The following is an 18167-nucleotide window of genomic DNA, read 5'->3' as shown; positions in this document are numbered from 1 at the left end:
ACTTTTTTCCTATTAAATCGTTATCTTACTAAAAAGTCAAACCAATCCTTTTGTAATAACTTCTTTAGCTGCTTTATATATTAGATAACCACCAGAACACCCTCCTGAGCCATCGAATGTTTTTTCAGTCGCACAACCACTGTTGCAGATCGACTTAAATTCACAATCAAAGCAATTCAATGTTTTTTCTTTTCTTCTTACTATAATTTTTTTGTTAAAAGAAACATTGTTTGAATTTGAAGACTGTTCATTAGTTGTAAGAGCAGTACATCCAGCAGTATATCCATTTGAGTCAACCGTATGGAATGCCGTGTCACACTTCCCTGAATTACATCCATAGCCCTTAGGTTTTGGTGTATCCATGCTTGCAACAGAGTCAATATAGCCATCAAATGGAGATGCGTAGAAATCAAGTTCTGAGTTTTTTATTCGGACATAGTACTTAAGAAGCTTGCTCATGTATTGAGCGTATTCTAAATGAGTGAGTCCTAATTCATTCCAGTTTTCAATCGCATTACCAGTTTTAGTCAATTTTTCAATATGAATTTCTTTAACGCCTTTTTCAATAAAGAATTGGAAAAAATCTTTAGGCTTGTTAAGAGTTTCAAATAAGGTTTTTGTACCAGTAACAACAATGCATGGTTCTATACCATCAGATATTAACTGCTCTAGATTTTTAAAGAAGATTCTTTCATATTCAACATTTGAATTTGGATCTTCCTTTTTCATCAATCGAATTTTTGCATCCCAACTTACACCAATCCTTCCACCAAAGTAGTCGAGATAAATGTCGCGCCACTTCTCGTTGTAATTGATTAAATTAGTTTGTATTCCGTGCTTGATTACGTATGTATCACTTAGCTCGTTAATAAGCTCTAATGCTTCCTTAAAGAACCTTGCACCTCTAGCAGTAGGCTCACCACCGTGCCATTGAAAAAGTAAGACATCACCAGGCTTTGCAAAACCTTTCAGTGAGTCCCTAACCTCTTTAACTTTTTCAATTGACATCTTCTTCGGGTTAGCGGGAATAAAGCAGTGCTTACAATGAAGGTTGCAGCCCTCATATACACGCATGTATATGAGGTGATCGAAATAGTCTTTATTGTCTTTATTAGTTTGATTGCTCATTTATTTTAACTTATGTATTTGACAGCAATTTCACCCTTTTCAGAATTTAAAAATTGCTTTACGTGATTCAAAAATAACTTATGTCCAGAACAGTCTGCAACTTTTGGGTCAAATGGTTTATTTGGATTTATCGGGCATCCAGACTGACACCAAGTATTGTACTCGCAATTTAAGCAATGTTCACCTTTGTGTTTTACCACAGACATTCTAATCCATTTTCTTCGACTTTTAGAGTTTAAGAATGCATCAGCCCCATCTTTAAAGTTAGAAAATGGTTTTTCTACACTAGATCTGTCTGGACAGGTATTAATATCACCATTTGGCTCAATCACAATAAAACTACTTTGGCAGTTTGTTCCCCATCTATCACCAGAAACTTTATCTTTTACGCCTCGTATTGCCGCGTATATTGGTTTAACGTCAGGAGCAGAACCTTCTTCTTCCATCATTCGCATCAGCTCATCAAATAGATTAATCATAAATAGCGAATGTTCTTTATTAGAAGGGTAATTAAAATCAGGCTTATTTAAAAAGTTTGTATATCTTTCAAAGTTGAAGGCTTCAAACCCATTCTCAACAAACCATGAAACGATTTCTTTTTCTTTCCCAATCTCATTCTTAGAAGGAACAAAGCCAGGAATTACAGTAATTCCAGCTTCTCTTGCTTTGTTTACTCGCTTCATCCACAAATCGATATAAGAGTCTGTTGAGCTTCTTATTGTTCTTGCGGAAAAATCAATTGATGAGCCAACAAAAGCATCCCAGCGATCATTGATTAAACCATCCCATTTGCTTGAATATCTGATTAGAGAGGTTTGAATGCTTGTCCCATACTCTCTCTCTCCAAACACCTCATCTGCAATTTTATGAGCTTCTTCATACCAATCTGGTTCTAGCATCATGGGTTCACCACCATGCCATATGAAGTGAATATCATCGAAATTTTCACGTAAAGCAACGTCCTTTACGAATCCATATGCTTTACGAAGCTCATCAAACGAAATGGTTTTTTTATTAGCCCGAACTTCTTCGGGCAAATAGCAATGGTCACAATCTATATTGCAAAAGTTTGTTGGTTTTACATAAACAGAAAGAACTTTCATTATTAAATCAGCCCTACTTTATCTGACACAACTTTCTTAGAGTGTTCTGGATCATAACCTAAGCGAGCTAAGATTCCATCAGCCTCTCCACTTAGCACTGACTCTTTAATGCGGTCAAAAACCATCATCCAAGATTCGCAGTAGAAAAACTTGCCACCCAAGCCTCTGTTGTATAATTCTGCATCTCTCATGCAGCCACCCTGACATTCATGGAAGTGACGACAAGTTTTACAATCCATTGGTAGTTTGCTGACTCGTCTTGCATGTGAGCGTGATGCGGGAGATCTAAAGATCTTCTCAGCAAAGTCTGATTTTCTTACTTTTACATCAAAATTCACATTGTTTTTCACTGTTGCTGAAAAGATATTGCCAAATTTAAATTTATCGTCTTTCAAATCAGCAAAGTCTGCGCAGTTATATAGATCACCATTAGGTTCAATACCTAAGAATTTTCCATTACAACCACGAATCCAAGGACAACGTTCGTTGTCTCCACCTACAGTCAAATCAAGCATCTGATCTAAAGGTGTAATAGAGAATGACGGAGTATCTTTTAACCAGCGGTCATAAAGCTCAATCAACATCTTACCGTAAGTTTCTGGATGGATTAGTCCATTACCATCATTGTTCGCACGACCTGCTGGATAACGATAGTTAAATCTTAGATGGAACTGATTTTCACTATTAAGGCTTTTTTCATACAACTCCATGCCTAAGTGAGCTGATTCTTCACTGTATGTAGAAACAACCATTGGGTTGAAACCATCCTTCAATACAGCATCAAGCTTTTTGTAAAATTGTTCAGCGTACTTTTCGGTTGAGCCTTTAAGGGTTCTGTATGTCATATCGGGATCAAACGATGTTGAAACAGACCCTTTCATAACATCTCTAAAAACGGGTTTCCATTTTTTTGAATAAAGAAGAATGTTTGACTGCATAGAAAACTTAATATTTTTGTTTTCTTTTTCATTATATTCTTTTACGTAATCCCAGCACTGAATGTAAAACTTATCGCCTAAAAGCATAGGCTCGCCACCATGCCAAATCCACACAGCGGATTCTGAAAGTTTTGGAGATATTAGGTCGAAAATGCTCTTAAATCTTTCAAACGTCCAGTGTCCATCCATATCTGGAGGGCTGGAGCAGTAAGCGCAATCAGCATTACAGTCTTTTGTAGGCTTTGCGATTATCGTGTTAATCATTTATTGCTTCCTAATTACTTTTTTATTTTCTTAATTATTTCTTACATTAACCAATAAGACAAAAAAAATCAAGTTACTTCTCAGTAACTTGATTCTATATTCCCTTATATATTAAAGGGTTTTCTTGATATCGTTTAGACAGTAAACATGTAGCAAACCAGCACCGTAGCGTCTTTGCGCCCATCCTTTTTTACTGTGATTTGCACCGCGAGAGTAACCGTCAATAATTGCTGACCAAGATGAGCCGTGATCTCTTACATATGCGATATTTTCACCATATGTAATAAAGCGGGATGGATCTCTAATAGCAAATGCCCTTTCACTACCACCGAAATGAGGCGCATCAAAACCTTTCCACGATGAGTCTGTTGCCAGGAATCCTTGGACGTTCATACCACTAACCACAAGAATTGGCTTCATATCTTGAGTTCGACATCCAAGCATTTCATATGTGGACTTGCTTACATAATCAGTGCCATTACCTACAATTTTTTGAACACCTAGTAGTGTGTATCTTGGCAATAATTGTGATAGAGATTTATGCGTACCATTCTCAAGCTCTACTCCTAATTGTGACACATTAACTTGACCTTTAAGGGCAACATCTGCACCTGAAATTTGTTCAAAATTAAGAGAGTTAGATCTTAGTTTTACTGATGTGTTATTTTCAGCCGTAATCGAAGTAATGTTGTTGTTTTCCGCTCTTGAGCCAGCAGTTTTACCTAGATAAATACCATTCAAACCAACATTTTTCATCTCTGACTTGCCATCAATTTCTACACGGTAGTTACTTGATGTCGCTTTTTCATTACCGTCACCAAGGAATGGCAAATAGACCTTCGATTGCACAGAGTTTTTGGCAACAACGGATGTTTCAGACTTAATGTATCCAGAACCTTTTACGGTTAAGTTTGCATCAATAACATCAAACTTACTTTTGTCTATATCTACAAACACTTTACTATCTTGTTCGATAGTCAACTTCTGACCACCTCTTGGCAGAACAAGTTTGTTGATATTAACCAGTCCGCGTAATGCTGAGCTAACTGTGTCTCCAAACGTGATTAGGTTGTTCATTGTGTTGCGACCATCGGTTCTTAACCAAATATTCGCTGTAGCGTCAGTAGTCGTCATGATAACGATTTTATCTGCATTGCCCGTACACATTCTGTTGTATGATGCGTCTCCGCGACCACCAGGTACACAATAAACTACGCGGTATCCTGCTTCACCACCAGCTCCAACAGAGGTAGCTGACATACCACCAGCAACTAATGCAGCCAAGCCTGATTCCGACATCATTACGCCGTTATGACCTTTTAGCGGGTCAAGAACTGTTATACCTTCCAAAACTGTTCCAGGATTCCCAGCACCAGCAGCAGTGCGCTTAAACGTGGTTTTAAAAGACAAGTTACCAAAAGTAGTTCTTTGGTCTCTTGTTGGGGTTCCCACATGTGATAAGAAGCCACAATCACCAAGGAAGCCAACTGGAACAGCGCCCTTGCTTGTAGTTTCAGCCGCAGAACAAGTATTTGACTTCAAAAAGTTGATGCCTGTACGAACTGTGCCTGTTACAGGTGCGCCTGGAGCGCCAACAGAGCCAGAGTAATAGCCAGTGTATGATTGGAGGGCTGTTGCGACAGTAGCAATTTCTTTACCAAGAGTTTTTGCCCTTAGCTGTGAAGCTTCTGCCATTCTATCTTGCATCACACCAATGGAAATAAGCGTCATGATTGCTATTACAAGCATCAATTCCATCAGTGTATACCCTCTTTGATTCTTTAATTTCTTAATTTTCATGGGTATTCATCACTTATTTTTTTATTTAATTATAAATGATGCCCCGACAAGAAGCACCATTTTAGTTTTCTATCTGCCTAATTTAGATTTTCCGTTCTTACTTCTTGTAAGAATAGGGATGCCATCATTTATCTTTTTAGCTTGGTTAAGAATTTCGGTTTGTAAATGTTCTAGAGACACATTAGATGTTTGGTCGCGTATTGCACCTACAACTGCATCAGTATCAAATAGAGAAGTCACTTTAAGTGTGTTACCGATTACCTTTTGGTGTATGGCAACTCTCAAGCTTGATGCGAGAAGATCTGAAGCTTCTGACATTCCTAACTTATCTGCTGATAGATTAAGCAAACGCTTTATAGCCTCAATGATTCCCGCCGAGTGGAATGTTGTTATTACTAAACGACCATCAATTGCAGATCTTACCGCTAGTTCCGCTACTGTTGGATCTCTCACCTCACCCAATAGAAGAATGTTGTTACTCGCTGTAGGATATCCCCTTAAAGTGTCGCGGAGAGCATCTTCGAAGGATTCACTTCCACTAACTTCTCTCTGGATGCAATAACCAGACTCGCCAATTTTACCATGAAGCGGCATTTCACATGGATCTTCAATGGTATTACAGTGACCACCATGTATTTCCAAGCGCTCTTTAACAATGGAAGCGGAAGTTGTTGACTTACCATTACCAGGATTACCACAAACAATGATAATGCCACCCATATTAAGACGAGCTTCTGTTAGGTGTTTATATAACGCCTTGGACATGTTTGTGCTTAGAGAAGAGAAGCACTGTTTCAGAGGCCAAACCTCTTTTGGCATTCTCCTAAGAAGAACGTGATCTCCACGAATAGAAGACATGATGGTTCCACGATAAACATAATTATCAAATTCAACTCGAAAGTCTTTTCTGTTTATTTCTTTGTTTATCTTATATTTTTCAATGGTGTGAGAAATTAAGCCGTTTACCTTGTCACAGGAGTTATATGCTATTCTTGTTGATGGTGAAAAGTGACTCAATTCCAAATTATCAACAATAACAATCATATCCTTGAAGTTTGAGTAATCCTCACCAACTCCGTAATAATCATTATCCACTTTATTTACCTTTAATATTATTATTTTCTTACCGCTTTATAACATTTAAAATTAAAACAGTAAAGTTTTCTTTGATTCGTAAATTAATATTGAAAATAAAAAAAGAGAGGGCAAGCCTCTCTTTTTTAAACACAATTTCGAATTAACGAGTTGTGAAGATGATTGTGTTTTTGTCGCTACCAGAGTTACAAGAACCAGCCACATCACCAAGGTTTGAGATAGCACCGTTACCAGCTTCTACCTTCACAAAGTGACGGTAAGTGTTAGATACGATGTCGGTACATGCATCATTAGGTACATCTTTGTAAGTGATAGTGAAACCATCGTGGGCAGTGCCTGATACTGTAGCAGATGCTACAGTTACACCGTTTGATAGCCAGCTATGCTTGATCTGAGTCTTGTTGTTTGGAACACGCATACGATCAGGGAAGGTTGAGCTTTTCAGTACTACTGCGTTGCTTAAGCCTTCGTAACTACCTTGAGTATTGAACATGTTGCGAATCGCAGCAGACAAACTGTTTAGGTTGTTAACTTCATCTTTGATCTTGTTACCGTTGTTTACGCTGTTGTAGTAAGCAATAGCCGCGATAGAGATGATAGCGATGATACCAACTACCATTGTCAGTTCGAGGAGCGTAGCGCCTCGTCTAGACTTAATCTGACGATTTTTGCTCAAAGAACGTATCTTCATATTATTATTCCTTGTTTATTTTTTTGATTATTTTTTTGAGTTAATGGTTTAGCTTACCTTATTATTATTTAATTTGTTTCGAAGTAAGCTATTTATTATTTTTATTTAGTGAAAGAGTACCACACAAAATTCAAAATACAACCATTTTTTATTCGTTAAACTAATTAATTTCTAAAATTTTTACATTGCGGCTGAAACGCTATCACCGATTGCTTGAGTTAGTGTATAGAAAGCGTAATATACCCAACCGATGTAAGAAGCAACACCAAATAGGACTAGGTTCTTAAGTAATCCAGCGACACCTTTAATTTTTTCAATGCCGTTTTCAATAGCGTCACTACCAATGCTATCAAGTGCTTCTTGCAAGTTCGCGACTTTACCATAGATAGATACATCGATACCCGTATCACGGTCTAAGAACCCACTATTCATTGCATCACCGATTTGCGTACCGCTATCGACTTCTTTTAGAATTTTATCAATTTCATTTGCAACATATTTGGGTGACATCTTTCTTAATCTGCTCATCGCCTCAAATATCGGCGTACCTGTACTCATCATCGCTGATGTGGAAATCAGGAAAACAGAACTTTGGAATGTCTTGTATATTGACCAAGGTGGTACTTTGTTTAGTATGTTTCTCAACGTTCCCGTCATTGAATCTAATGATTTAAAAGATACGATTACAAACGTAAAGAATACAGCGACTACCAACCACCACTTTTCTTCTACAAACTTAGACATGTGATATAGCTTCTGGGAGACTGGAGGCCAGTTTTCAGGAGGCAATACTGATGTTAGTTCTGGTATGGCTTGGGTCGAGAACATGTAGATCAAACCACTAAGCATCATCAATAGAACCGCAGGGTATGAAATCTCACCAATGATTGTAGATTTCATGCGAGATGCTGATTCGGTAATTTTTATTGCATTATGAAAAGACTGACTAATATTACCTGACTTTTCACCACCCTGAATAATCATTGCTTCACTAGGTGGAACCCAGTGAGCTAATGCCTCACCAAACGATTCACCTTTAGACATGTTAGCGCGTATATCACCGAGAATTGTAGCTCTGATATCGCTCTTATTATACCTAAGGTACTGTGTTTCCAGCTCTTGAACAATGTCATTCACTGGAACACCATTTTTTATGAATGATGATATTTTTTTATAGAGGTCAATTCGGACTTTCAGTCCGAATTGCATTTTTGCAAACTTTCTCTCGAAAGAGTTTAATTTATTATCTGCCATTTTTAATGCCTTTATTCGCTTTCATTATTATTTTGTTCGCTTTCGTCTACTTCATTATTTTGATTTAATTTAGGATTTTTAGGCTTGCTGCTTAAACCGCCTTTTTTATTTGCTAATGAAATAACTGTAGTTCCCTTACTGACATTTTCAGCAGAACTTGAATCTTCAATGTTAAACAGATCAGATTCAGTATTCAATACTGGATTTTCGAGTTCAGCCGAGCCATTTTTTAGGCTTTCAATCTTTGATAAGCGAACAGCACCCGTTACACGACCAAGTTTCTTCTCAACATCTCTAGGATCCGCTCTTCCATCGAGCATCTTAGTTATGCCATGATCAAGTGCAAACTCACCACCTTTTTTCTTATAGTGTTCTTTTGCCTTTGTATCATTTCCTTCAAAGAAACAATCAATCATGAACAGATCAGGCACGATAACTTCGGCAGCTACGGTACGACCAGAAATACCCGTTTTGTCACATTCAGAACATCCACATGGATTTTTAAAGAAAATATTCTTTTTCTCTTCAGGCATTGTGATTTTGTCTAAACGCTCAATTAGCTGTTCAAAGCCGAATTTGTCTTCAACAAAATACTCACCACCTTTTACTTTGTTTACGTATGTTTCCATCGAAACCTTACATTCATTACAAAGAACAGGGAGTAGCGCCTGGTATACTAATCCAGCGATAAACTCATCATTACCAAGAACATCATTGGATACACCCAAACTTCTAAGTCTTGGCACGATTCCTAGAGCACTTGGAGCATGAACTGTTGTAAATGCTTGGTGTCCTGATTGCACAGCGTGTACAAGTAGCTCTGCTGAGTGTTCATCCCTCACTTCCCCAACCATGAGCACGTCTGGGTCGCAACGCATTGCCGCCTTGATTGCTGCACTGAATGGGTTCTCATCTTTCGATTTTGAGCGAACCACAGGAGACTGTGTAACATGCGGCACCTCATATTCTGGAGGGTCTTCAACAGTAATTATTTTGATAGAACATGATGTTCTCGCAACATCCAAGTTCTCATTTACGAGCCTAGTCAACATCACTGAAAGCGATGTCGATTTACCTGAACCTGTTGTTCCACTGATAATTGTGCAACCAACTGGCTTAGCAATTGACTCTTTAATACCTTCGATCTGATCGAATGAGTATCCGAGCATGTCAAAAGTAAGCTTCGTTCCAGCTTTACCCATCTTAAGAATACGCATCACTACGTTAAACCCGCTTGGATATGCTGGAATTGTATTTAGACGAACACGAACTCGAATATTACCTTCGCCAGGAACTAAAAGCTCTCTGTTAATGATTGCAGCCTGCTGTTCGGAAGGGTTAAATGTTACATCTTTCTCTTCCGCTACTACGGTGTAAATAACCTGAGCCATCTTTAAAGCATGAACTGAATCCCAAGTATCTACATTTTTAAGCTGACCATTTATACGGTGTCTTACTAGTGAATCGTCACCTTCAACTTCGATGTGTAAATCTGATACTTCATTTTCAACAGCTTCGATAAGCATATCATCGAATTTCTTAACCAAAGCACCATCATCATCACTTACGCTGTCATCACTTTTCTTTTTAGTGTTCTTTGTATAAAGAAGCTGGATAATTTCACGAGAAGCATATTCTTTTGCAACACTTCTGTATCCTTTATCAAGACATTTTTTTCTTATGCCAAGATAGTTGTTATCTACACCAATTGAGTTTGAGATCTCAATTGAAGATAAGATAGCAGCTCTCTTTTCACCAGCCCCTGGTTTACTAATGTCTAATACAATATAGTCCTGCTTCAGTTTTTGAGTAAACTGAATGATAGATTCTTTTTGATCTTCAGGAATGACATTATCATCGCCAAGAGAAATAATTCTTCTAAAGGAAGGAACATTCTCTAGTGTACGAATAGTCTTAACTTCTCTTTTTTTCTTTATTTTTTCATTACTTTTAGAATTTGATTGTTTTACAGGTTGTTTTTTAGCATTACCCTTAAAACTTATCTCAGAATTCAATAAGCTCTGAATCTTATTAACTAAGCTCATTTATTATTTCTCAATTTTTTTTATTATTCATTGACGATAATGGTATATCATAGTAGACAAAAAAACAACAAGAGCTTCGCTCTTGCAAGCTCAACTCTTGTTGTTTTTTACTTTTGACTTTATTAATTGTCTTTGTCGTAAACTGAGATGAAGATTGTTTTGGTTGTTGTTCCTTTTTTAACAACAATATTATCTTCATTGATTTTTGTCAGTATTAGACCATTAGCAATCTCCTGCCCTTCTTTTCTCGTGATAATGTGATTATCGTATACCAGATCAGCTTTTAGATTGTTATTGATTCCGTAAAGTCGGTCTACTGATACCTTAGCAAAGAAGTCTTCTCCAGCCTCTTTTTTCTTAGCTGCCTGCTCAAGCGCATAAACTCTTTGCTCAGAAGCTGAAAGCGAAGATTTCAAATTGTCATTTTGGTCTTCAAGCTCGGAAATTAATGCATTAAGTTGTGAAATTTCTTCGGAAAGCTTTTTATTTTTCTCAATTTCAGCTTTCAATTTTGACGCTTCTTTCTTCTCGTTCAAAATATTTTGCTTTTCAGTAACTTTTATTTGAGCTTCAAGAAGTTCAGCTTCCTCTTGCAAACTTGACAGTTTGTTTGAGTTATCGATACTTTTCTTAGAGTCGTAAATTAGCTCAGAGCTTCTGTTCTTAGCGTCTTTATCAACATTTTGCTCAATTTCTTGAATATTTTCAACATTTAGAAGCTTATTTACAACATCATTTGATTCTGCATTTTTTACTTGAACAGAATTTGCGTATGCAGCACCACTTGCTGAAACAAGCCCTGCTATTGCCAAGCTTAAAAAGACTTTTTTAAATTGTGTATTTTTCATTTTATTAACCTGTTATTTTTTATTCTTGAATATATCAGAGAGCTACACGTTTTGGAATTTATTTAGTTAAAAAGCTGCCGCTTTTGGCAGCTTTTTATTATTTAGTGTATGTTAAAAGTTGAACTTGCCATTCACTATCATCTTTTCTCGACATAGTTAATGTTTCAATTAGAGTTGTTCTTGAGCGTTCTAATACATTATTTAGCTCAGCAAGCTTATAAGGTCTGTTCCCAACAATATTGATTAACTTACCTTCATTTTTAAGCAGCGCAACTTTTGCCTCTTCTGGATTCGCAATGCCTGCAATTGGTTCGCGTCTTAGTGAGAAATCATACTTAACAACACTCCACTTGTACCCCATAAAGTGTGAATCATGAATGATTTCAACGTCTTTATACTTGTGGTCTCTAATGTACGACACAATATCAGTTATTCTCTCTGAGCGTTTGATATCGTGCATATCAAAAGAAATTGTTGCCTTGTTACCACCATCTACAATATGCACAGAATGGTAATTCAACAGAGACTCTCTAAGTGTTACTGGCGTTCCTAGCGGTCCTCTTTGAAGCTCAACAGTAATTAGATTACCTTTTTGTCGCTCGTAGGAGATGCTTTGAACTTCCCAACCACCAATAAACATTGGCACTCTTCGTTGAATATCAATGAATGAGTTAATTACTTCAACAGGATCTTGCTGTCTAAAGTCTTCAGTCAACCACTTTACTTCCTCAGCATATGCGGCTGCCTTTATCTCTGCGACTATATCTTCTTGAGATTTAATCGAGATTTTAGCTTCTTTTATGACTGGTGCAGTCCATTCAGCTTCTGCGATTACTGTTTGAGGTGAAGTTAAGCTATAAGCTACAGCGCCAGCGCCAACAAGAACAAACCCAAGAACAATTCCCAGAACAGGAACGCCTTTTAGTGATGTAATTCTGGCTTGCTTACTGAAAGACTTGCTTAAATCAAACTCTTGTAACTTGGACTCAAATGATTCATATTCTTCAATTGAAACTTCTACGCCCATCTCACTGATTATTTCAGCAACCTCTTCCGAACAAGTAATTTCGAATGGGATTTCAATGTCAGAGTAAGTGCCTTTAAGGTTTTCAATGTGATCTGCTAAATCATGCTGAGCAACTACTACATCTGTAGTTGAAATAATTTTGCCTTCATTAACACCACAGATCCAAAAATCTTCTTCACTTATCTTTTCAATAACAGTGATTTCTTTACTGATGCTTGCTAATACATAAGCGGCAGACAACGTACCTTTCAGCTCTTTTAAGTTGGTGTAACCCAACTGCTGTTCGTCAGGGTTATCTTTATCTTTTTTGTGAACTCCAAACTTACAGGAGTTCACATCTAAGATGCTTTGGATTTGAGCTTTAGTTTTCTGGGAGTTTAAATCCTCCCAGACCAAGCCAAAACCAAACTCTACCCCGTTAATTTTTGCTTTATTTACCACAACTAACCTCCAAGTTAGTTAGCCATTATGTACGGAGTAACAAGGATAAGAGTCATAACTTTTTTCTTGCCACCAACTTTCTTACCGCCGAATAACCAAGATTCTTCACCACCAACAGACTTAACTTCTGAATCGTTAATTGTTGTTTCGAAACCTGAAAGCATTAGTGTTTGACCGTTTTTAATGTTTACGTTTTGCATAAATGACTTTTGAGTTTCATCTGGCAGAGTTGCAGAAATATCACCAGCAGTAAAATCGTTCAGTGCATTCAGCTTTTTAAGGTCAATTGCTAATTGCATTGCTACTGTTCCCTTGCTTGTTAGCTTAGGAAGAGCGGTCATGCTAAAGCCAGGCATAACTTTGTTAGTAGTTATTTCGTAGCTCTTAACGCCATCTTCATCAGTTTCAGATGTAACTTTTTCTACAAAGTTCTTTCTGTCAATGATCTGAACTGGAACAGGTTGTCCATTCTGAGTTGTGACAGTGCTTGAGTTTTCGTAGATGTTCTTGGACATTGTATTTAGAGCGCTAACTAGAGCTTTTGAACCATTCCAAGCAGATGTTCCATCAATCAAGCCGATTTCAAAGTTACCACCAGTCGCAGAAGGATCTAGAGGATTAAACTTGAAGTTGAATCGTGAAGAACCAGAATAAATTGCATTCAAGTCCATTCCGTAGTCACCGTTATCATCAGATACAATGTCAATAACCTGAGTTTTGATAAGGACTCGCTTACTTGCCATCACATTGATTTGCTCAATGTACTTTTCCACTTCACGATGAACACTTGGTACGTCCGTTACAGTAATCATGCCTGTATTGGTGTTGATATGGAACTTACCGTTAGTTGTCATCATTTTAGACAATGTAGTTGAAATTTCATCATACATTGGCTTGTAGTTTGTTGTGTAAGTAGTGTTGTGACCACTGCTAGAATCTTCACTTGAAGATTTTGTTGTGATTGAAGATTGGAATTCAACAGAAGCATTCGCACCATCAAAAATATAGTGTTTTACTTCTAGCTTGTAGATCTCAACCTTGCCATTTTCCCATTTCCAGTTCACATCAAGTTTTTGTGTTACTCGATCTAAAACTTCTTCAATGGTTCCACGGAATTTGAAAGAGAACTTTTCTTCAAGCAAGCGTAGGTTAACACCAGCATAGTTTGCGCGGTCATGAACTTTCTTGATTGATTTTTCTGTTCCGTCTTTGGACTCGCCTTGAGGCCAAGGAGTGGACGAACCTGGCGCAGGCGCAGCGAATCCACCTTGAGGCTTAGCAGGTTGTGCAGCACCACCTGTGTCTTCCTCATCATCTTTTTCAATTTCGTCGCCGTTAATCCATTGGTAAGCGTCTTGAGTGATGTTGATATGAATTCCAGTTTCAGCAGTAACTTTATTAAGGATCTCATGAACACTTACAGGCTCAGATTGACTGAAAAGAATTTTCTCTTCAAAGAAAGATGGTAAAGTATCGCGATTACTCATTTTATATGGAGTAGTAGCTAAGAAGAACTCATCCTTGATTACTGAAGTGGTAGCTTTACGGCTAAGAGTATCACCTTGCTCTTTTAGTAGGCTTGCATTGTCTAAGCCAGCATCAACGATTTCAGCAGATTCATCAATCTTATGTGTAGCACAGCCACCCATTACAGATGCCGCTAAACCTACAAAAGCGACTTTTGATACTTTATTCATTTCTATATTTCTCATAATTAGTATTTAACCTCTTGCTTGAATCCAGCTTCAGTTATCAATAAAACTTTATTTTTCTTGTAGAATTCAGCTCTAAGTGGAACGTGCGCATCAGCCAATGAATCAAGAACTTGCGTAATCACGCCATCTTCATCACCAGAATCAAGGAATTTTCCTGTCATAGTAGCTTTATGCTCAATCATGTAATCAACTTTTAGAGAGTCATCCCAGTGAAGCTGCCAACCCGCCTTTTTAGACCAGTCTTCTAGGTTTTTCTTCAATGTTTTACCAGGAGTTAAAACCCAAACCTCAGGCACACGGTTTGCTAAGTGCTTAGCCAGACTAGGTTTTTCCTTTCCTGAAATGCCGATAGACTTTTCAACTGGGTTGATTACAACATTTAGATTGTTTTGTTCACCGATAATCTTAATAGTGTCTTCCCAAGAGTCACTGTTTGATTCCCAGCTAACAGGTTTCTTTTGAATGCTTTCATCAATATGAACCAACCAACCATCATCTACAGGGATGTTTGCCTCAGCAGCTACGAAAAGCGGTACGTTTTTACCGTAACCAAACGCTTTCTTTTCTACTTTTGCTTTCTCTTGCATGACGAACTTACCGTAGTCTTTGGATTCACCAACAACTACAGCACCCTCATCCTTGTTAGAAAGTTTTTGATTCAGCTCGTTATCAATTACAACTGACTCTCTAACCAACGGAGAAATATAAAGTTCTGCTTGTGCGAACGGTGCAAATGCGCCTGATAGTGTAGCGATTGTTGCTACTGACAGCATTATCTTACTTTTTTTATTTGTCTTATTATTATTAATCATTATTCTGACCTCGAATTTTAAATACAATTATATTTTTGCTTTTTTCAAAAATCAATCTGTTTTTTATATGTTAATTAAATTAATTTTCTGTTTGGTGGTCTATTATACCTTCTGTTACCGATCATCATTGTTCTCAATTTTCTAAACAGCATGTGCAAATCCATGCCTTTCGATGATAGGTACAACAATGCAAAACTTATAGTTAATACTATACCGAGCATAACCCAGCTCGGTGATAGCATTAAGAATAAGAAAGGTATGCTGATCAAACCATCAAACACAAGAAACTTTACTTTTTTATTTGCGTGTTGATACATGACTGTTCCTTTTATTTATTCGTATTCTTTAAACAAGTCTTGAGCATCTTTTTCAGAAATTAAGCCAGCATCTAATTTTCTCTGAATATCCACGCACATAGGTCTTCCCCATTTCTTAATTGCGTGTTTAATTGCTCGTGTTAGGTTATTCATATTGTCATATAAATATTCTCTAACCTCACTATTAAATATCAAATACTCTCTAATTGCTACCCGCTTTCCATCTAAAGTATTTATTAAGCGCTGAGCTATGAAGCATTTCGCTTCATTTATTAAATCAAATCTTGCTTTTTGTTTTTCAGCATCTGAATCAAATAGACCAATAAATCGCTCAGGTGTAGAAGACACAGTGTTTGAGTGTAAGGTTGCAAAAACAAGGTGTCCAGTGTTTGAAGCTTCAATACTTACTCCACTAGTGGCTTTATCTCTTACCTCACCAACTACAATCATTGTAGGAGCCATTCGTAATGTGTTCTCAACACCTCGGCTAAATGATTTGACACATGATCCAATCTCCATTTGGCAAACAATGGATGAAGGCATATCCAATTCTTCGTAGACGTATTCAACTGGTGATTCAACAGTCACAAGGACATGATTTCCTTCTTCATCCAATAAGCTTTCAGATATCAATGATGAAAGCAATGTGCTTTTACCATGACCTGTACCACCCGCGACCAAAATAAGACCTTGTCTAGAGCTTGTAACAACATCAATTAATTCCTGCTCAACACCAAGATCTTTAGCTCTTACAATTTCAGTAGAAAGCTTACGAATAGTTATTGAAATGCCATTTGAGCCTTGTGTAATGTTTGAGATGCCATTAACCCTGAAGCGTCTGCGCCTCAGAACTAGATCTTCTTTTCCAGGAACATTAACCTGCTCTTTCATTTCGTATGCGGTATCTATTGGCTCAGCATCACCTAATCGACCAACAGCCGATGTCCCGTCTAAAACTTGAACTAAAGATCTTACCTCGTTAATTTTGAGCTTTCTTTTTGATACAGGAACCATACGACCATTAACACGCATCCAAATCTTGTTGTTTGAATATATAAAAATATCCGATGCGTTGTGATCGTGCATATGAGCAAGGATTCGATCAAGCTGTTCCTTAGTTTCCACACGAGGTGGAATATCTAGAATGAACTTACTACGGTCAAACATTGATTTTGCGCAGAGGAAACCTCTGCGCCTCCATTATTATTTATTATTTTTATTAATTAAATTTATTTTCATAGTCTGGCTTTTCAATTGGTGCTCTGTATGAGCCTCGACTATCTAAGATTAATGCATCCCATTGTTCAGGGTTTGTATTAAATCCTGCGCCTACCTGAAGCTTAATAACACGCTCGCCTTCACGCATGTGTGTTTCAGTTCCCACAACTTCTTGGTATGAGCTAACAACAATTGGTTTCTTAGACTTATTGATTAAACTTAATCTGTAGAAACGCCACATGCCATTATAGTCACGACCCAGACTCTCTGCCCTTCTAGCCATTTCCCTGTCAGCTTGGGCTTTTCCTGACTCCCATCCTTGCGCCACCCACTCTTTCCAGAGCTTCTCTTCCATAATTGATTTTGGAAGCAATACATTTGGTGGGGATGATATTTCAACCTCTCTATCAAATAGAAGGTATTGTCTCCAGTTTGGGGCTGATGTTACCAATCTGGCTTCTCTTAATTCAAGCCAGTCTTTATCCGCAAGAGTTATCGTTTTTGCGTCATCGGACAATTTTATTGAATTATCAATTTCTGCAATTACAGGTGGGAGTAAGTACAGCTCATCATAACCATCAGATGTTAGTTTCATTAACGTATTGAAGTCGAAAACACTATCAAGATAATCAGATTTCTCTCGAATATTCTTTTTCAATGCGTCCATATATGCATAATAACCGTACTGAGCACCCAAAGATAAAGCTGCGTCACGCTGAGCCTTTTGTCTTTGACCCTCTTCAGAGATAATGTCTGATTTAGCAACGTTTGGGTTATATTTCAGAGAGGCGATTTCATCAATCGAGTTATACGCACTTGCACCAAACGACATTAGAGCGGCTGCAATACTTGCCACTAGAGTAATTTTCTTAAAGCTCATATAGCCTCCTATTACTCTACGTTTTTATACACGTATCTAATTAATTTAGCATCTGGATATACTTCGATTCGAACATTATTACCTGTTTGCATACCAACTTCTCTGAGGAATTCAGAAAGAGGTTTGGTCGCTTTAGGGATTTTCACCCAAGGTTCTTGGAATGTTCCTAGAGGCTTTCCGTATTCTTTGTATGTGTACCCAGCCATTTTAGCTAAGGCTCTTGTTACTACTGATGCTCGATCCGTAATACCAAATTCAACCACAGACTCAAAACCAGGTGGCACAGCTAGAGCTTGAGCTTCTTTTTGCTTATGTTGCTCATCCGTCAAAGACTCTAAGGATTTAGCTTCTTGCATTTTTGCAATCAGTCTAAGTTCATCACGAGCTTCAATAGACACGTTCATTAATGTTTCTAATGCTTTGCTATTGGCAAGTGAAATATCTTCATTAGGGTTATTCGCAGCTATAGATGAACAACCAGTAGTTGCCAACACTCCCAAAAAGATTAAACTTTTATTTATCTTCATTTTATTAATCACTTATGTTTGATTGTGTTTATTGTTAATTTTATTTGAGGTTAAATATATACTT

General features: G+C 37.5%; 16 protein-coding genes. All 16 read right to left on the bottom strand.

Annotation, left to right across the window (positions count from 1 at the left end; genetic code table 11):
- Positions 1-36 precede the first annotated feature (36 nt).
- Positions 37-1128 (bottom strand): radical SAM protein, encoded by a 1092-nt coding sequence (locus R7P80_RS01320; protein ID WP_258637656.1) that lies wholly within the window; start codon positions 1126-1128, stop codon positions 37-39.
- Positions 1129-1133: 5 nt separating this feature from the next.
- The gene (locus tag R7P80_RS01315; RefSeq protein ID WP_053312540.1) at positions 1134-2231 is read right to left on the bottom strand and encodes a radical SAM/SPASM domain-containing protein; all 1098 of its coding nucleotides are present in this window, start codon (positions 2229-2231) and stop codon (positions 1134-1136) included.
- Positions 2232-2233: 2 nt separating this feature from the next.
- A complete protein-coding gene (locus R7P80_RS01310) occupies positions 2234-3433 on the bottom strand; it encodes a radical SAM protein (RefSeq protein ID WP_318096528.1) in 1200 nt (399 codons plus the stop codon).
- 111 nt (positions 3434-3544) lie between these two features.
- On the bottom strand, positions 3545-5233 hold the full coding sequence (locus tag R7P80_RS01305; protein WP_318096526.1) for a type IV pilin protein: 1689 nt from the start codon (positions 5231-5233) through the stop codon (positions 3545-3547).
- Positions 5234-5302: 69 nt separating this feature from the next.
- Positions 5303-6328 (bottom strand): ATPase, T2SS/T4P/T4SS family, encoded by a 1026-nt coding sequence (locus tag R7P80_RS01300; RefSeq protein WP_020331550.1) that lies wholly within the window; start codon positions 6326-6328, stop codon positions 5303-5305.
- Positions 6329-6470: 142 nt separating this feature from the next.
- Positions 6471-7019, bottom strand: coding sequence for a type 4 pilus major pilin (locus R7P80_RS01295; protein ID WP_021485431.1), 549 nt, complete (start codon positions 7017-7019; stop codon positions 6471-6473).
- Positions 7020-7199: 180 nt separating this feature from the next.
- On the bottom strand, positions 7200-8273 hold the full coding sequence (locus R7P80_RS01290) for a type II secretion system F family protein (RefSeq protein WP_045592569.1): 1074 nt from the start codon (positions 8271-8273) through the stop codon (positions 7200-7202).
- 11 nt (positions 8274-8284) lie between these two features.
- Positions 8285-10318, bottom strand: a complete 2034-nt coding sequence (locus tag R7P80_RS01285) for a GspE/PulE family protein (protein WP_318096523.1) — start codon at positions 10316-10318, stop codon at positions 8285-8287.
- A 122-nt stretch (positions 10319-10440) separates the two neighbouring features.
- Positions 10441-11166 (bottom strand): hypothetical protein, encoded by a 726-nt coding sequence (locus R7P80_RS01280; RefSeq protein WP_318096521.1) that lies wholly within the window; start codon positions 11164-11166, stop codon positions 10441-10443.
- 97 nt (positions 11167-11263) lie between these two features.
- Positions 11264-12634 (bottom strand): type 4b pilus protein PilO2, encoded by a 1371-nt coding sequence (locus R7P80_RS01275; protein WP_045592564.1) that lies wholly within the window; start codon positions 12632-12634, stop codon positions 11264-11266.
- 14 nt (positions 12635-12648) lie between these two features.
- Positions 12649-14331: a hypothetical protein gene (locus tag R7P80_RS01270; protein WP_273981049.1), complete on the bottom strand. Its 1683-nt coding sequence runs from the start codon at positions 14329-14331 to the stop codon at positions 12649-12651.
- A gap of 17 nt (positions 14332-14348) precedes the next feature.
- Positions 14349-15161, bottom strand: coding sequence for a toxin co-regulated pilus biosynthesis Q family protein (locus tag R7P80_RS01265; protein WP_051141207.1), 813 nt, complete (start codon positions 15159-15161; stop codon positions 14349-14351).
- A 74-nt stretch (positions 15162-15235) separates the two neighbouring features.
- On the bottom strand, positions 15236-15478 hold the full coding sequence (icmT, locus tag R7P80_RS29405) for an IcmT/TraK family protein (protein WP_038129327.1): 243 nt from the start codon (positions 15476-15478) through the stop codon (positions 15236-15238).
- A gap of 15 nt (positions 15479-15493) precedes the next feature.
- Positions 15494-16645 carry a type IV pilus twitching motility protein PilT gene (locus R7P80_RS01260; RefSeq protein ID WP_318096517.1) on the bottom strand — a complete coding sequence of 384 codons (1152 nt, stop codon included), beginning with the start codon at positions 16643-16645 and terminating at the stop codon, positions 15494-15496.
- A 52-nt stretch (positions 16646-16697) separates the two neighbouring features.
- Entirely contained in the window at positions 16698-17576 is an 879-nt protein-coding gene (locus R7P80_RS01255; RefSeq protein ID WP_045592552.1) for a type IV secretory system conjugative DNA transfer family protein, read from the bottom strand.
- A gap of 11 nt (positions 17577-17587) precedes the next feature.
- On the bottom strand, positions 17588-18103 hold the full coding sequence (locus R7P80_RS01250; protein WP_038129328.1) for a DotD/TraH family lipoprotein: 516 nt from the start codon (positions 18101-18103) through the stop codon (positions 17588-17590).
- Between the last annotated feature and the right edge of the window lie 64 nt (positions 18104-18167).

This window comes from Vibrio sp. 2092 (assembly GCF_033339635.1).
In the GTDB taxonomy this organism is placed as follows: Bacteria; Pseudomonadota; Gammaproteobacteria; order Enterobacterales; family Vibrionaceae; genus Vibrio; species Vibrio alginolyticus.
Note: the sequence above shows the minus strand (reverse complement) of the source record. Positions and strands in the feature narration are given on the sequence as shown.

Coding starts and splice junctions, on each gene's coding strand:
- R7P80_RS01285 (WP_318096523.1), bottom strand. CDS start 10,318: ATGAGCTTAGTTAATAAGATTCAGAGCTTATTGAATTCTGAGATAAGT.
- R7P80_RS01280 (WP_318096521.1), bottom strand. CDS start 11,166: ATGAAAAATACACAATTTAAAAAAGTCTTTTTAAGCTTGGCAATAGCA.
- R7P80_RS01255 (WP_045592552.1), bottom strand. CDS start 17,576: ATGAGCTTTAAGAAAATTACTCTAGTGGCAAGTATTGCAGCCGCTCTA.
- R7P80_RS01320 (WP_258637656.1), bottom strand. CDS start 1,128: ATGAGCAATCAAACTAATAAAGACAATAAAGACTATTTCGATCACCTC.
- R7P80_RS01250 (WP_038129328.1), bottom strand. CDS start 18,103: ATGAAGATAAATAAAAGTTTAATCTTTTTGGGAGTGTTGGCAACTACT.
- R7P80_RS01305 (WP_318096526.1), bottom strand. CDS start 5,233: ATGAAAATTAAGAAATTAAAGAATCAAAGAGGGTATACACTGATGGAA.
- R7P80_RS01295 (WP_021485431.1), bottom strand. CDS start 7,019: ATGAAGATACGTTCTTTGAGCAAAAATCGTCAGATTAAGTCTAGACGA.
- R7P80_RS01260 (WP_318096517.1), bottom strand. CDS start 16,645: ATGTTTGACCGTAGTAAGTTCATTCTAGATATTCCACCTCGTGTGGAA.
- R7P80_RS01310 (WP_318096528.1), bottom strand. CDS start 3,433: ATGATTAACACGATAATCGCAAAGCCTACAAAAGACTGTAATGCTGAT.
- icmT (WP_038129327.1), bottom strand. CDS start 15,478: ATGTATCAACACGCAAATAAAAAAGTAAAGTTTCTTGTGTTTGATGGT.
- R7P80_RS01265 (WP_051141207.1), bottom strand. CDS start 15,161: ATGATTAATAATAATAAGACAAATAAAAAAAGTAAGATAATGCTGTCA.
- R7P80_RS01290 (WP_045592569.1), bottom strand. CDS start 8,273: ATGGCAGATAATAAATTAAACTCTTTCGAGAGAAAGTTTGCAAAAATG.
- R7P80_RS01270 (WP_273981049.1), bottom strand. CDS start 14,331: ATGAATAAAGTATCAAAAGTCGCTTTTGTAGGTTTAGCGGCATCTGTA.
- R7P80_RS01315 (WP_053312540.1), bottom strand. CDS start 2,231: ATGAAAGTTCTTTCTGTTTATGTAAAACCAACAAACTTTTGCAATATA.